Below are 13,511 nucleotides of genomic sequence, written 5' to 3' on the forward strand. Positions count from 1 at the left end.
TCGCCGCCGGTGGGGTGTTGTATTGTCGCGGTCATCGACCGCCGGACTCAGCCGATGCCCGTTACCCGATGCCCGTTACCCGATGCCGTTGTCGGCGTCGGCGCCGGTCTCGAAGTGCAGGTTGCCACTCCAGCCGATCAGGGTGCCGGTGTTGCAGCCACCCTTGATACCGGTGGCGCGCACACCGATCTTGTGGGTACCGGGTGCCAGTTGCATGAAGTAGCTGCCATCACGCTGCCCCGGACCCAGGGTCTGCCGGCCCCACTCGGTACCGTCGACGATGATGTGGGCGATCATGCTGGAGCAATGGCTGGGATTGGCCCGGAACTGCACCACGTACTTGCCGGAGCTCGACCTCACGTTGTATGAGGGGGTGTTCAGGCATTCCTGGGTGGGTGTTGCGGTGCGGTAGGAGCACTGTGTCACGTTGACCGGATTATTCGGGAACACAGCGGCATTGGCGGCCGGGGCGGCGAATCCGAGGGCAACGGCGCCGGCGGCGGCGATCAGGGCACCGGTCGCGGAGGTCTTGGTGATGTTCATTGTATTTCTCCCTTTTTGGAGGTGTTTTTCTGGACATCACAACTATCGCCCGACCACCTACGACAACACCATGGGTAGTTCTCTCCACCGATGGGCAGTTCTCCCCATCAAACCCGTGACACTTCAGACCGCCTGCTGACCGTGCGGTTGAACCCGGTTTCCGGGACTTCCGGCATACTCGGCCATCCCGGCGGGTGAGTGTGTCATCAGGCACTCATGCGACCTTCGGACCTGACGTCACGGGTCCACCGGCGCTAGTATCGGCCGGTATGAAGATGGTTCCCACCGCGCTACTCACATGCCTCGGCACGGCGCTGACCGCTGCCGCGACGATCGTGGCGGCACCACAGGCGTCGGCGGCACCCTGCCCGAGCGTGCAGGCGATCTATGCGCGGGGGACCACCGAGATGCCCGCGCCACTCGGAGCCACCGGTCAGTCGTTCGTCGGTTCGCTGCAGGCCCAGCTCCCCGGGCAGTTCGTCGCCGGTCATGGAATCAGATACGCGGCCAGCGGCAACTATGCCAGGCCGCTCTCGTACGTGATGTCGGTGCGCAACGGCGTGCTCGGTACCCAGACACGCATCGTCAACACCATCAGGCGATGCCCGAACACCAAGATCGTCCTCGGTGGGTTCTCCCAGGGTGCGGCGGTCGTCGGGTATGCGATCAGTTCCGATCTGACCCTGCGTAAGGATCTGTCGATACTGCAGCGGGCGATGCCCAAACCGTTGCCGGCCTCGATCGCCGATCACATCGTCGCGGTGGTTCTGTTCTCCCCGCCGTCGGACAACTGGCTCGGTGACATCGGCGCTCCCCCGATCCGTCTCGGCCCCGAATACGCCGGCAAGTCGATGCGCTACTGCCTGCCGTTCGACAACATCTGTGACGGCAGCCCGTTCAGCCCGCCCAATCCGCTGCACCTGGCGTACGTCTTCGGCGGCGTCACCTATGCCGGTGCGGCCTTCGCCGCGGGAATGGTCGCATCCACCGACACGCCCGGCACATCCGACCCCCTGCCCGCCGGCTGAGCAGGGGCAACACCGGCCCGGCGGCTACCCGCGTGGCAGGCCCAGGATCCGTTCGGCCGCCGCGGTGCGCAGGATCTGAGTGGTACCGCCGGCGATCGACAGGCACCGGTTCTGGATGACCTGCTCGGTCGATTCCGGCCAGGCAAGGGCGTTGAAACCGGACAGTTCGAGCGCGAAGTCGGGCACCGACTGGCGGTGCTGGACGCCGATCAGCTTGCGCACGCTCGACACCGCTCCCGGATCGAGGCCGGCCAGTTGTGCGGTGACGGCCCGCGCATCGAGCACCCGCCCCACATGGGCGTCGGCGAACAGCCTGCCGAAGGTCTGTAGCTCGCCGGTGGTGAGGTCGCGGCCGAGGCCGTCGATCTGCCGCAGCAGTGCGTCCATCTCCTTACCCAGACCCGATCCGCCCATCGCGACGCGTTCGTTGGCGAGGGTGGTGCGGGCCAGCGGCCAGCCGCCGTCGACGTCGCCGACCACGCAGTCGTCGGGCACGAACACCCCGTCGAGGAACACCTCGTTGAACTTGGGGTGTCCGGTCGCCTCCCGCAGGGGCCGCACGTCCAGCCCGGGCGAACTCATGTCGACGAGGAAGTAGGTGATGCCCTTGTGCTTGGCGACGTCGAAATCGGTGCGCGCCAAGCAGATCGCCCACTGCGCGTTATGTGCCTGCGACGTCCAGATCTTCTGGCCCGTCAGGCTCCAACCGCCGTCGACGCGAACGGCCTTGGTGCGCAGCGACGCCAGGTCGGATCCGGCTTCGGGTTCGGAGAACATCTGGCACCAGACGATGTCGCCGGCCAGGGTGGGGGCGACGAAGCGCTCGCGCTGTGCGTCGGTGCCGTGCTGCAGAATCGTCGGGATGGCCCAGCCTGCGATCACCAGGTCCGGACGCACGACGCCGGCCGCATCGAGTTCGGTGTCGATGAGCAATTGCAGCGCGGGCGACGCCGCCAGCCCGTACGGCTGCGGCCAGTGCGGCATCAGATACCCGGATTCGGCCAGCCGGTGCCGGCCTTCGTCGCCGGACACCTCCGCGATGTGGGCGACGTCGGCGCGGACCTTGTCCCGCTGATTCTCGACAGCGGACAGGTCGACATCGAAAGCTCTTCGTGCACCGGCCAATCCGGCCCCAGCCAGCGCGACAGCCTGATCGTGGGCATGGCCGAGGAGCACCGCGGCGGCCAGCGCCGACCGCAGGTACAGATGCGCCGGATGCTCGTAGGTGAACCCGATACCGCCGAGTACCTGGATGCAGTCCTTGGTGACTCCCGGAGTCGATTGCGCCACAATGACATCGGTGGCCAGTACGCTCAATTCGAGCTGCGACGTCGCATCGTCGCCACCGGCGAGCGCATCGTCGCCACCCGCGAGCGCGTCGTCGACGGCCCGCGCCAGATCCCATGCCACCGACGTGACCTGCTCACTGCGACATAGCATGTCGGCGCAGAGATGTTTGACGGCCTGGAACGAGCCGATGGCAGAACCGAATTGGGTTCGCACCTTGGCATAGCCGACGGCAGTGTCCAGCGCCCATCTGCATACACCGCTCTGATATGCCGCCAGCGCGGCGTGTAGCACTCCGCTGACGATCGCATCGCCGCCGAGCGGGAGCAGATCGTCGGCGTCCACGCCCGCGATCGAGACGCGGGCGACCGGCGTAGCGCCGTCGGTCGCGGATTGCGTTGCGGCGGTGACGGCTACCGATCCCGGCGCGAGAGCCTGCCACGACAACGCCCCGTCGGCACCTGCGACCGGGATCGTCAGCACGCAACCGTCCACGTAGCCGGGAACCAGCCCCAGCTCGACGGTGCCGCCGTCGATGACCGAGGCCCCGGTGTACGCACTCGCGGGCACCGCCGCGACCACCTCACCGGCCAGCACCGACTCCAGCAACGACGCCGCGCGCGGGTCCGCCGACCGGGCCAGGCCGATCGCGGTGGCCACCGTGGCCCCGATCGGTCCGGGTACCAGGTCGTGGCCGCATTGCTCGATCATCGCGGCGGCATCGGCGAAGGTGGCCCCGAGCCCGCCCTGATCGTCGGCGACGGCCGCGCCGAACACGCCGAACTCGGCGAGCTGACCGAACAGAACCGACCAGGAGTCGCGGCTCTCGTCCCCTGGTTTGTCCAGGCGGGCGCGGGCGGCGTCGGCGAAGCCCTGAGCCGACGCCCACGCCGCGATCGCCTCGCACACGGCCCGCTGTTCTTCACTGGTGACCAGACTCACGACACTCCTGCGCATATTGGGGTTGTGACCCGTAATTAGAACCTGTTCTAATATGCCATGAGATAGTGGGAGCCGGTAGCCGCAAGGCGGCCCGACCCGTGAGGACCCGACACGTGAGGACCCAGAGCTGATGGCCCGTTCCGCATCCGACAACGCAGCCGTCGACCTGACCTCGACCAAGGATATTCCCGTACCTGATACCGAATCAACCGCCAACGGCGCCGACTCGGGATCGTCGGCCCAGCGGGAACGACGCAAGCGCATCCTCGACGCCACTCTGGCGCTGGCCTCCAAGGGCGGCTACGACGCCGTGCAGATGCGCACCGTCGCCGAGAAGGCCGACGTCGCCGTCGGCACCCTGTACCGCTACTTTCCGTCGAAGGTGCACCTGCTGGTGACGGCGATGGCCCGCGAGCTGGGCCGCGTCGAGGGCCGGGTGGATCGCTCCCAGCTGCGCGGCGAGACCGCCGTCGACCGCCTGCGCCACGTGCTGGACATGATCACCTACGCGATGCAGCGCGACCCGCTGCTCACCGAGGCCATGACCCGCGCCTTCATGTTCGCCGACGCCTCGGCCTCCGCCGAGGTCGACCAGGTGGCCGGCGTCATCGACCGGCTGTTCGCCGGCGCGATGGTCGACGACGGTGAACCGACCGCCGACGACCTGGCCATCGCCCGTGTCATCGCCGACGTCTGGATGTCCAACCTCGTGCAGTGGCTCACCCGCCGCGCCTCGGCCACCGACGTCGCCAACCGCCTCGAACTCACCGTCAAACTGCTGCTCAAGGACCGCTGAACCCGGCGCCACCAAAACGGAGCACCAACAACACAGCCCGGCAGGTTCCCAGGGAATCTGCCGGGCTGTGTGTTCGGGCGGTGCCGGTCGCGCTACTTGACGCCGAGATCCTTGGCGATCTTGGGCCACACCTTCTTGAGGTCCTGCGCCCAGTACTCCCACGAGTGGGTACCGGTGGCGCGGGTGATCACCTCGTGCGGCACCTTGAGCCGGCTCATCCGGCGATCCATGTCCTTGGTGCACTGGTTGACGGCGGCCTCGATCAGACCGCCGAGCACGATCTGGTTGGCCAGGGTGTCCAGGTTGTTCTCCACGCCGGCCGCACCGAGTCGGTCGTACGGTCCGGGCAGACCGCTGCCGGAGGTCATGTACACCTTGGTGTGGCGGAGTTTGGCCGCGTTGATGTACGGGTCGTTCTGCCGCCACAGAGTAGTACCCGGCAGCCCCCACATGTTGACGATGCTGCCGCCGCCACGACCTCCGACGACTGCCTGGATGTAGGCCTGTCCCAACGGATCGCTGGTACGCGCACAACCGCTGAAGGCGGCGACCGACTTGTACAGCCTCGGCGCGTTGATGGCCAGATTCAGCACCGAAGTACCCGCCATCGAGATGCCGGCGATCGCGTTGACCTTGGTAGTGCCGAACTGCTTGTCGATCAGTGGCGGCAGTTCCTTGGTGAGGAAGGTGGTCCATTTGTTGCGACCCAGCACCGGGTCGTCTCGCAGCCAGTCCGTGTAATACGAGAATGCGCCACCGATGGGCGTCACCACGTTCACGTTCTTGTCGGCGAAGAACTTCTCGTAGTCTGTACGGGCAGACCAGGTGGCCGAGTCCTCACCTCCGCCCGCGCCGTTGAGCAGGTACAGCGTCGGCGCCGGTTTCGACCGATCCTTGGGGCGCAGGACCTCGATCGGGATCATCTTGCGCATCGCTCCCGAGTACACGATCGCGGTGACGCGCCGGCCGCCCGCACCGGTGATGATCGTGTCGATGCGGGAGATCGCGGGATCGGGATCGGCGCCCGTGTCGTCTTTCGCAGCCGTGGTCGTGGCCGGTGCGGTCTTCTTGGGCGGCACGGCCTTCGTCGCGGGTGCGGTCGTCTTGGCAGGTGCGGTGGTCCCGACGGCCGGAGTGGGCGCCCCCGACGGTGTTCCCCCCTGATTGTCGCTGGTCACAGTCGTGGGAGCCGCTGCGGCGGGCCCCACGGCGGTGGCCGCACCCCCCGGGATCGCCCGGCTGGAATCCCCCGCGATCACCCCCCCCCCGCGGGCCCACCCGCCGCGCACCACACCCCCTCGCCCCCTGTACCCCCTTGGCACCACCCCGCTCCCATGCCACAAATGTAACTCTGGTTTCGCCGTATCCCAAGTCCGGGCAGGATGCCGTTAGCCATTTGTGACATGACCGAGGTACTTCGCAGACCAGAAAACCCGCAGGTCGGCGCCATTTCAGCGGCGACCTGCGGGTCAACGGTTTAAATTTCACCCCAACGGCAAGCGAGGGGTCAGCGGTGCTTGAAGTCAGGCTCCCGCTTCTCGACGAACGCCGCCATCCCCTCCGTCTGGTCGTCGGTGGCGAACAGCGAGTAGAACAGCGACCGCTCGGCGCGCACACCCTCGGTCAGCGTGGTGTCGAACGCCCGGTTCACCGCCTCCTTGGCCAGATACACCGAGATCAGCGACTTGGACGCGATGGTCGCGGCGGCCTCCTTGGCGACGGCCAGTGCCTCTTCGGTGGGCACCACCCGCGACACCAGTCCGGCACGCTCGGCCTCGTCGGCCTTCATCTGCCGGCCGGTGAGCACCAGATCCATCGCCTTGGCCTTCCCGACGGCGCGGGTCAGGCGCTGCGAGCCGCCGATGCCTGGGATCACGCCCAGGTTGATCTCGGGCTGACCGAAGCGGGCGTTCTCACCGGCGATGATCGTGTCGGCCAGCATCGCCAGTTCGCAGCCGCCGCCGAGCGCGTAGCCGGTGACCGCGGCGATGATCGGCGTGCGCACCCGCGACAGGTCGTCCCAAGCACCGAAGAACGCCTCCGACACCACCTCGCTGTAGGTCTTCGACGACATCTCCTTGATATCGGCACCTGCGGCGAATGCCTTCTCCGAGCCGGTGAGCACAATGGCGCCGATCCCCGGATCGATATCGAAAGCCTTTGCCGCACCCACGACTTCGTTCATGAGCTGGGTGTTGAGGGCGTTGAGTGCCTTGGGCCGGTTCAGCGTGATGACGCCCACGCGGCCTTCGGTCTCGACGATGATGGTCTCGTATGCGGTCATAGGGTTAAGCCTCTCGTTCGGTTGGTGCCCAGTGTTGCGCGGCCGGGCCGGCCGGCACACGGCGGGTCGTGTTCGGGGGGACGCCGGCTATTCGCCCGGCGCGGTCCATGCCTCGATCGGCAGTTCCAGCTCCACTGGCAGCGGCGCGAAGAAGGCGTCGACCTCATCGGCGGTGACCGACGCATGATCGGCATGCCGCCAGGTGGGATTGCGGTCCTTGTCGATGACCTGAGCCCGAATCCCTTCTGCCATATCGGGATTGCGCAGCGAGCGCAGCGCGAGCCGGTACTCGACGCGCAACGACTGCGCCAGATCCTCGACGGATGCCGCCTCGCGCAGGGCCCGCAGCGTAACCGCCGCGGCCAGTGGACTTTTCGCCTCGATGATGTCGGCCGCCTTGGTTGCCTCGGGGGTACCGAGCTCACGGCATCGGGCGATGATGTCGGCGACGGAATCTCCGGCGAACGCCTCCCGGATCCAGCCACGCTGCTCGGCCAGCGCCGACTCACCCGGATCCGCACCGGGGAACGCCTCACCCGGCTTCCACCATTCAAGCGCGGCAGACAGTCCGTCGGCGGGAATGTAGTGGTCGGCAAGCCCGATCGCGATGGCGTCGGCGGCCCGGATGGTGCCGGCGGTCAGCGCCACGTAGGTGCCCAGTTCGTCGGACACCTTGGACAGCAGATGGGTACCGCCGACATCGGGGATGAAACCGATGCCCACCTCGGGCATGCCGAGCCTGGTGCGGTCGGTGACCACCCGCGTGTTGCCATGCGCGGAGATGCCGACGCCGCCGCCCATCACGATGCCGTCCATGATCGCCACATACGGTTTCGGATACCGGGAGATGAGCGTGTTGAGCCGATATTCGTCACGCCAGAACGCGGCCGACGGCGAGGCCGCCGCATCGGCGTCGGTCGCTTCGCCCGCACTGAGCACCGCGGCGTCGCGGTGAATGGCGACGATGTCACCGCCCGCGCACAGACCACGCTCCCCCGCGCCCCGGACGATGGCCGCACTGATCTCGGAGTCGACCGCCCAGCCGAGCAGCGCCTGCTCCATCGCGAGAGCCATCTCGTGATCGAGGGCGTTGATCGCCTTGGGCCGGTTGAGGGTCACCGTCCCGACGCTGCCGTCCACCTTCACCAGCACCGATGCCGGGTTGTCGGTCCCTGCGCCGTCTACTTCCGCCATCCGGGGCTCCTTCCACACTGACGCTTTACTTGGACATCCTAGTAAATGATCAGCGTGGCCGACACCGGCATCGGACCCGCCGTCGGGCGACCGTCAGAAGACGACGCGCGAGTACGGTTCGAAGTTCGGTGCGCGCTTTTCGACCAGGGCGTTGACGCCTTCGGTGAAGTCGGGCAGGCCTTTGGCGAGGGTGAGCAGGTGCTGTGCCCGGATTCTGGCGGCGTCCATGGTGCAGTCGAGGTCGTGCCAGACCTGCGATTTCATCATCGCCATCGACACCGGCGACACGTTCTCGGCCACGGCGCGGGCGTAGGCGACGGCGTCGTCGAGCACCTGGCCGGGTTCGCTGAGCCGCTGCACGACGCCGAGTTCGGCGGCCTCCTCGGCGAGGAACACCCGGCCCGAGACGATCAGATCCAAGGCGTGGGCGGGTCCGGTGAGCCGGCCCAGCATCCATGCCGACGCATCCTCGGCGGGCAGTCCGCGTTTGGAAAAGGCGGTGGTGAATTTGGCTCCGCGGGAAGCGAATCGGTAATCCAGGCACAGCGCCTGGGCAAGACCGATACCCGCGCAGGAGCCGTTGATCGCGCCGATGACCAGTTTGGGGATGGTGGTGGCGAAGGTCTGCGGCAACCGGTTGGTGGCGTACCTAGAGCCGCCCTTGATCTCGTCGAGCACGTTCGGATCGAGGCCGGGACAGAAAGTGTTCCCGGCGCCGGTGACGACGATGACGCGGACGTCCGGATCCTGTGCGCCACGGGCCAATCCACCGTAGAACGCGGTCTCCATGCCCAGCGACCACATGTTGCGACGCTCGGGACGGTTCAGGGTCAGGACCAGCACACCATGGTCGTCGACGTCGTAGAGCACCTCGTCGGATTCGCTCATTGCCGTGCCTCCCAGTCAGCCGAGCCGTGCACCGTCACCTCGTAGTCCTTTCCGGAAGTGAATGCCGGACTACGCTTTTCGACGAAGGCCGCCACTCCTTCGGCGGAATCCGGCTGCCGCCCGATGGCCCGGAAGATCTCCCATTCCCGATGAAATGCGGGTTCGCGATCGGATTCCTCCAGGAACTCGTACAACAGTTCCTTGGTGAGCCCGACGGCCGCGGGTGCGGTGTTGTCGGCGATGTCGCGCGCGATCTCCAGCGCGGTGTCGAGCACCTCGTCACCGGGTACGGCGTGGGCGGCGATTCCAAGCTCCTTGGCCTCCGCTCCGGTGAAAAGCCGTCCAGTGAGCAGCAATTCGGTGGCCGTGGCAAGCCCGACGAGTTTGGGCAGCAGCCACAGCGAGTTCTGCTCAGGGATCAGCCCGCGCCGGGTGAACACGAAACCGTACTTGGCGCTCTCGTTCACGACCCGGATGTCCCACTGCAATGCGAAGGTGAGTCCGAGCCCCACGGCGGCGCCGTTCATCGCGCCGATGATGGGGGTACGCATCCGCCACGGACGCGGCCGATCTCGCATCATGTCGCGGGCGCCACGCAGTTGCTCGTCGTCGAAGGCGAAGTTGGCACCGCCCGGTTCGAGGTCGGCGCCGGTGGAGAAGAACCTGCCCCGCCCGGTCACGACAATGGCGCGAACCTCGTTGTCGGCGTCCAGTTCCGCCAGGCGCTCGTGCAGCTCGATCTGCATGTCGGAGATGAATCCGTTGCCGCGCTCGGGCCGGTCGAGCCACACCACCGCGACCCGGTCGCGGCGCTCCACGCTGATCCCGTTCACCGGCCCCATGGACACTCCTCGCCTCACCCGCACGCTCAATCAGTTAGTTCTTTATACCTTATGCGAGGGTGGTTGCGACACGGGGCAGTCCTACGAGAGCACCTCCACGAGGGTCAGGTCGGGGTCTTCGACCATGTACGACTCCACCTTGCGCAGGTGCCGCCGCCAGTGCGTGACAGCACCGTCGACGTCGCCGGCGACCAGCAGTTTCAGCAGCCGCCGGTACGCGCGCAGCGCCAGCTCGTCGGCATCGCGCTCGTGTTCGACTCCATGCTTGGAGATGAACTGCGCGTTGTGGGCGGCCATGATCTGCAGCAACATGCCCGCGAGCACCGACATGGTCTGCACCCCGGCCAGACCCACCACCGCCTCGTGGATCCTGGTGTCGATCGCGGCGAACTCCACTGCGTCGTCGATCGCGGCCGCCGCGCCATCGATCAGGGCCGCGAGCGCATCCAGGCTCGTCTCGGCGCCGGACCAGGCGCGCAGTGCCGCCACCTCCAACTCGGTGCGGGCGTGATAGACGTCGGCCAGCGGAACACCCTGGTACTGCAAGAGCAGTCCCATATGCCGGGCCGCGACGGACTCGTCGGGAGCGAGCACCCTGGCACCCCCGTGCGCACCGCGCAGGACGACGATAATGGACTCCGATTCGAGAATCCGGAACGCCTCGCGCATGGTGGGCCGCGACACGCCGTAGCGTTCCATCAGCGCCGTCTCGCCGGGCAGCGGATCGCCCGGCTTGAGCACTCCGGTGACGATCTGTTTGCGCAGTTGCGCGGCGACGAGCTCACCCGCCTTGGGAACTCTGACCACCGACGATCCGGTACCCACTGCCACCAGCTGCCCTTTCACCCAACGAGTCGAATCTTTGAACTATACAACGGGGCCCGTGGGCGAGCGGGACAACTTGTGCAATCAGTTAGTTCATTATACCGTTTAAGGATGCGGTGCTATCACCTGACGATTCCGAATGGGGGCAATCGATGCTGACGCCGACACCCGAACGCGAGGAACTGCGCGCTGTCGTTCGCGACCTGCTCGCAACGCATTCCCCGGAAGCCGCCGTGCGCAGCTTTCTCGACGCCCGGCAGGGCTTCGACACCGCCACCTGGAAGGTCATGACCGACCAGGTCGGCATCGCCGCACTTGCCATCCCCGAGGAATACGGGGGCGCGGGCTTCGGCTTCGGCGAACTGGCAGTGGTGATGGAGGAATCCGGCCGGGCCCTGGCCTGCGTACCACTGCTGTCGACGTGTGTACTCGCGACGGGCGCACTCCTGATCAGCGGTGACGAGTCTGCTGCCCGTACCTACCTACCCGGGATCGCCGAGGGCACCACCATCGCCACCGTCGCCCTCCTCGATGACACCGACAGCCTGACCGCCGACGCCGTGCACACCCGTGCGCAGCGTTCCGCAGACGGTTTCACCATCACCGGAACCAAGACGTTCGTCATCGACGGCGCCGACGCCCACCTGCTCCTGGTGCCCGCCCGCACCGATGCCGGCGTCGCACTGTTCGCCGTCGAATCACAGGCCGGCGGAGTACACGCCGAGCCACTCGCCACGCTCGACCAGACCCGCAACCTCGCGACGCTCACCTTCGACGACGCCCCGGCCACCCTCGTCGGTACCGACGGCGACGGCTGGTCCTACATCGAGGCGGTACTCGATCTGGGGGCCGCGGGGCTGGCCGCCGAACAGGTCGGCGCCGCCGCCCGAGTGCTGGAAACGACCGTCGACTACGCCAAGGTCCGTGAACAATTCGGGCGGCCGATCGGCTCGTTCCAGGCCATCAAACACAAACTCGCGGACATGCTGGTGGAACTCGAATCCGCCCGGTCCGCCGCGTACTACGCCTGTGGCGCAGCCGAATCCGGCGCCGATGATCTCCCGCTGGCTGCCTCCATCGCCAAGGCATACTGCTCGGACGCCTTCTATCACATCGCCGCCGAGAGCATTCAGATCCATGGCGGCATCGGATTCACCTGGGAACACCCCGCGCATCTGTACTTCAAACGCGCCCGCAGCTCCCAGACGCTCCTCGGTTCCACCGGTCACCACCGCGAACGGGTCGCCCAGCTGGCCGGTTTGTAGTCCCATCTCGGGGAGGCTCACCAGCGCATGTGGGTTCCGGCGGCAACGTTCAGCGTCTCCCCGGTGATGTTCCTGGACCGGTCGGAGATCAGGAAGGCGGCGGCCTCGACGATGTCGTCGACGTGCGAGAGTCTGCCCAGCGGCGATTTGGCGCGTTCGGTGTCCTGCATGTCCGGGTGCAGCGCGTCGGTGAAGCGGGTGCCGGTGACCATGCCCATCGACAGTGTGTTGGCGCGGATGCCGTACGGTCCGCCCTCGTGGGCGCAGCTGCGGGTGAGCACGTTCAGGCCGCCCTTGCTGACCGCGTAGGGTGCCTCGATCCCTTCACCGCCGACGTCGGGGGCGTAGGTGGAGACGTTCAGGATCACCCCGGGCAGTCCGGCTTCACGCAGCTGCCGCATCACCTGACGGCTGAGCATCCACGGCCCGGACAGATTCACCGCCATCACCCGGTCCCAGTCTGCCGGGTCGTAGTCGAAGATCGGTCCGAGGACGTTGAGGGCGGCGTTGTTGACCAGGATCGAGATGGGCCCGTGTGCGGCGGCCACGGCGTCGGTGACCTGGACGATCTGGTCGCGGTCACCGGCATCGAGCAGGTAACCGACGGCGTTGCCGCCTATTTCGGCAACGGCGGCGTCCAGGCGCCGCTGATGGACGTCGGTGACGATCACCGTCGCGCCGTCGGCGGCGAGCCTGGTCGCGATCGCCTTGCCGATGCCGGCGCCGGCGGCCGCGGTGACGAGTGCGACCCTGCCGTCGAGTTCACCCGATATCATTGCGCACCTTCCCCTTTACGACCGCTGCGCCGCACGCGCGGCGGCGGCCTCGACGAGTGCCCGGGTCAGTTCCTTGTGGTCGGCCGAGTTGACGCTGACCCGTTCGGTGGCCAGCGCGTCGTCGAGCAGACCGGCCAGTGCCCGGGTCAGGTGGGTGTTCATCAGCCGTTTGGTCTGCCGCAACGCCTGCTGCGGTACCTCGGCGATCCGGTGCGCGAGTTCCAGTGTGGTGGGCATCAATTCGTCGGCGGGCACCACCCGGTTGACCAGACCCAACGCCAGCGCGGTGTCGGCGGGGATGCGGTCGCCGGTGAAGACGTACTCCTTGGCGCGCATCGCACCCATGACCAGCGGCCACAGCAGCGCGGCACCGTCGGCGGGCACCAGCCCTACGCCGAGGTGCGGGTCGGCCAGGAAAGCCCGGTCGGAGGCGATCGCGAGGTCGCACAATGAGATCAGGCTGGCGCCCAGGCCCACGGCGGCACCGTTGACGGCGGCGATCAGCGGCTGCGGCAACGCGATCATGGAATTGACCGTGCGCCGGGCCTCGTTGAACACCTCCTCCTGGATGTCCTGGTTCTCCTGGGTCTCCACCATGCGCGGCAGGTCCCCGCCGGCGCTGAATGCTTTGCCCGCACCGGTGAGCACGACGACCCGGCAGCCCGGGTCGACGGCGAGGGCGTCCCAGATCTCGCCGAGTTCGCGGTGCATCACGGCGTCGGCGGCGTTGCGGAAGTCCGGGCGGTTCATCGTCACGATGCGCACCGGTCCGTCGGCCGTCACCGTCATCGTGGTGAATCGGCTTTCCCAGTCGGATGTATCCGGATTCGGCATTGTGCTA

Annotated in this window: 13 protein-coding genes; 3 read left to right on the forward strand and 10 right to left on the reverse strand. The window is 67.2% G+C overall.

Annotation, left to right across the window (positions count from 1 at the left end; all coding sequences use genetic code 11):
- Positions 1-75 precede the first annotated feature (75 nt).
- Positions 76-543: a hypothetical protein gene (locus Q0627_RS15080; protein ID WP_298811118.1), complete on the reverse strand. Its 468-nt coding sequence runs from the start codon at positions 541-543 to the stop codon at positions 76-78.
- Between the two features lie 269 nt (positions 544-812).
- Between Q0627_RS15080 and Q0627_RS15085 the strand changes: the two genes are divergently transcribed.
- Entirely contained in the window at positions 813-1,571 is a 759-nt protein-coding gene (locus tag Q0627_RS15085; RefSeq protein WP_291020709.1) for a cutinase family protein, read from the forward strand.
- A 24-nt stretch (positions 1,572-1,595) separates the two neighbouring features.
- Here the strand turns inward: Q0627_RS15085 and Q0627_RS15090 are convergent, their stop codons facing one another.
- Positions 1,596-3,800, reverse strand: coding sequence for an acyl-CoA dehydrogenase (locus Q0627_RS15090; RefSeq protein WP_298811120.1), 2,205 nt, complete (start codon positions 3,798-3,800; stop codon positions 1,596-1,598).
- A gap of 130 nt (positions 3,801-3,930) precedes the next feature.
- Between Q0627_RS15090 and kstR the strand changes: the two genes are divergently transcribed.
- Positions 3,931-4,596, forward strand: a complete 666-nt coding sequence (gene kstR, locus Q0627_RS15095) for a cholesterol catabolism transcriptional regulator KstR (RefSeq protein ID WP_291020705.1) — start codon at positions 3,931-3,933, stop codon at positions 4,594-4,596.
- Positions 4,597-4,688: 92 nt separating this feature from the next.
- Here the strand turns inward: kstR and Q0627_RS15100 are convergent, their stop codons facing one another.
- From Q0627_RS15100 to Q0627_RS15125, 6 genes are all read right to left on the reverse strand, one after another.
- A complete protein-coding gene (locus Q0627_RS15100; RefSeq protein ID WP_367180767.1) occupies positions 4,689-5,774 on the reverse strand; it encodes an alpha/beta hydrolase in 1,086 nt (361 codons plus the stop codon).
- 329 nt (positions 5,775-6,103) lie between these two features.
- Positions 6,104-6,880, reverse strand: a complete 777-nt coding sequence (locus Q0627_RS15105) for an enoyl-CoA hydratase (protein WP_298811123.1) — start codon at positions 6,878-6,880, stop codon at positions 6,104-6,106.
- An 87-nt stretch (positions 6,881-6,967) separates the two neighbouring features.
- Positions 6,968-8,074 (reverse strand): enoyl-CoA hydratase/isomerase family protein, encoded by a 1,107-nt coding sequence (locus Q0627_RS15110; RefSeq protein WP_298811125.1) that lies wholly within the window; start codon positions 8,072-8,074, stop codon positions 6,968-6,970.
- A 93-nt stretch (positions 8,075-8,167) separates the two neighbouring features.
- A complete protein-coding gene (locus Q0627_RS15115) occupies positions 8,168-8,962 on the reverse strand; it encodes an enoyl-CoA hydratase-related protein (RefSeq protein ID WP_291020696.1) in 795 nt (264 codons plus the stop codon).
- A complete protein-coding gene (locus tag Q0627_RS15120) occupies positions 8,959-9,804 on the reverse strand; it encodes an enoyl-CoA hydratase-related protein (protein ID WP_291020694.1) in 846 nt (281 codons plus the stop codon). The genes Q0627_RS15115 and Q0627_RS15120 overlap by 4 nt, the downstream gene beginning before the upstream one ends.
- Positions 9,805-9,885: 81 nt before the next feature.
- Entirely contained in the window at positions 9,886-10,650 is a 765-nt protein-coding gene (locus Q0627_RS15125) for a FadR/GntR family transcriptional regulator (RefSeq protein ID WP_291020692.1), read from the reverse strand.
- Between the two features lie 95 nt (positions 10,651-10,745).
- Between Q0627_RS15125 and Q0627_RS15130 the strand changes: the two genes are divergently transcribed.
- Positions 10,746-11,894: an acyl-CoA dehydrogenase family protein gene (locus tag Q0627_RS15130; RefSeq protein ID WP_324384300.1), complete on the forward strand. Its 1,149-nt coding sequence runs from the start codon at positions 10,746-10,748 to the stop codon at positions 11,892-11,894.
- A gap of 17 nt (positions 11,895-11,911) precedes the next feature.
- On the opposite strand, the gene Q0627_RS15135 is transcribed toward Q0627_RS15130, so the two are convergent.
- Both Q0627_RS15135 and Q0627_RS15140 read right to left on the reverse strand, forming a co-directional pair.
- Positions 11,912-12,670 carry an SDR family NAD(P)-dependent oxidoreductase gene (locus Q0627_RS15135; protein WP_291020689.1) on the reverse strand — a complete coding sequence of 253 codons (759 nt, stop codon included), beginning with the start codon at positions 12,668-12,670 and terminating at the stop codon, positions 11,912-11,914.
- Between the two features lie 15 nt (positions 12,671-12,685).
- Positions 12,686-13,504, reverse strand: a complete 819-nt coding sequence (locus tag Q0627_RS15140; protein ID WP_291020687.1) for an enoyl-CoA hydratase/isomerase family protein — start codon at positions 13,502-13,504, stop codon at positions 12,686-12,688.
- Positions 13,505-13,511 lie beyond the last annotated feature (7 nt).

Source organism: uncultured Gordonia sp. (assembly GCF_937858515.1).
Lineage (GTDB): Bacteria > Actinomycetota > Actinomycetes > Mycobacteriales > Mycobacteriaceae > Gordonia.

Bases quoted from the DNA above. Each gene is read 5' to 3' on its own strand.
- kstR (WP_291020705.1), top strand. From the start codon at position 3,931: ATGGCCCGTTCCGCATCCGACAACGCAGCCGTCGACCTGACCTCGACC.
- Q0627_RS15140 (WP_291020687.1), bottom strand. From the start codon at position 13,504: ATGCCGAATCCGGATACATCCGACTGGGAAAGCCGATTCACCACGATG.
- Q0627_RS15080 (WP_298811118.1), bottom strand. From the start codon at position 543: ATGAACATCACCAAGACCTCCGCGACCGGTGCCCTGATCGCCGCCGCC.
- Q0627_RS15115 (WP_291020696.1), bottom strand. From the start codon at position 8,962: ATGAGCGAATCCGACGAGGTGCTCTACGACGTCGACGACCATGGTGTG.
- Q0627_RS15135 (WP_291020689.1), bottom strand. From the start codon at position 12,670: ATGATATCGGGTGAACTCGACGGCAGGGTCGCACTCGTCACCGCGGCC.
- Q0627_RS15105 (WP_298811123.1), bottom strand. From the start codon at position 6,880: ATGACCGCATACGAGACCATCATCGTCGAGACCGAAGGCCGCGTGGGC.
- Q0627_RS15120 (WP_291020694.1), bottom strand. From the start codon at position 9,804: ATGGGGCCGGTGAACGGGATCAGCGTGGAGCGCCGCGACCGGGTCGCG.
- Q0627_RS15110 (WP_298811125.1), bottom strand. From the start codon at position 8,074: ATGGCGGAAGTAGACGGCGCAGGGACCGACAACCCGGCATCGGTGCTG.
- Q0627_RS15085 (WP_291020709.1), top strand. From the start codon at position 813: ATGAAGATGGTTCCCACCGCGCTACTCACATGCCTCGGCACGGCGCTG.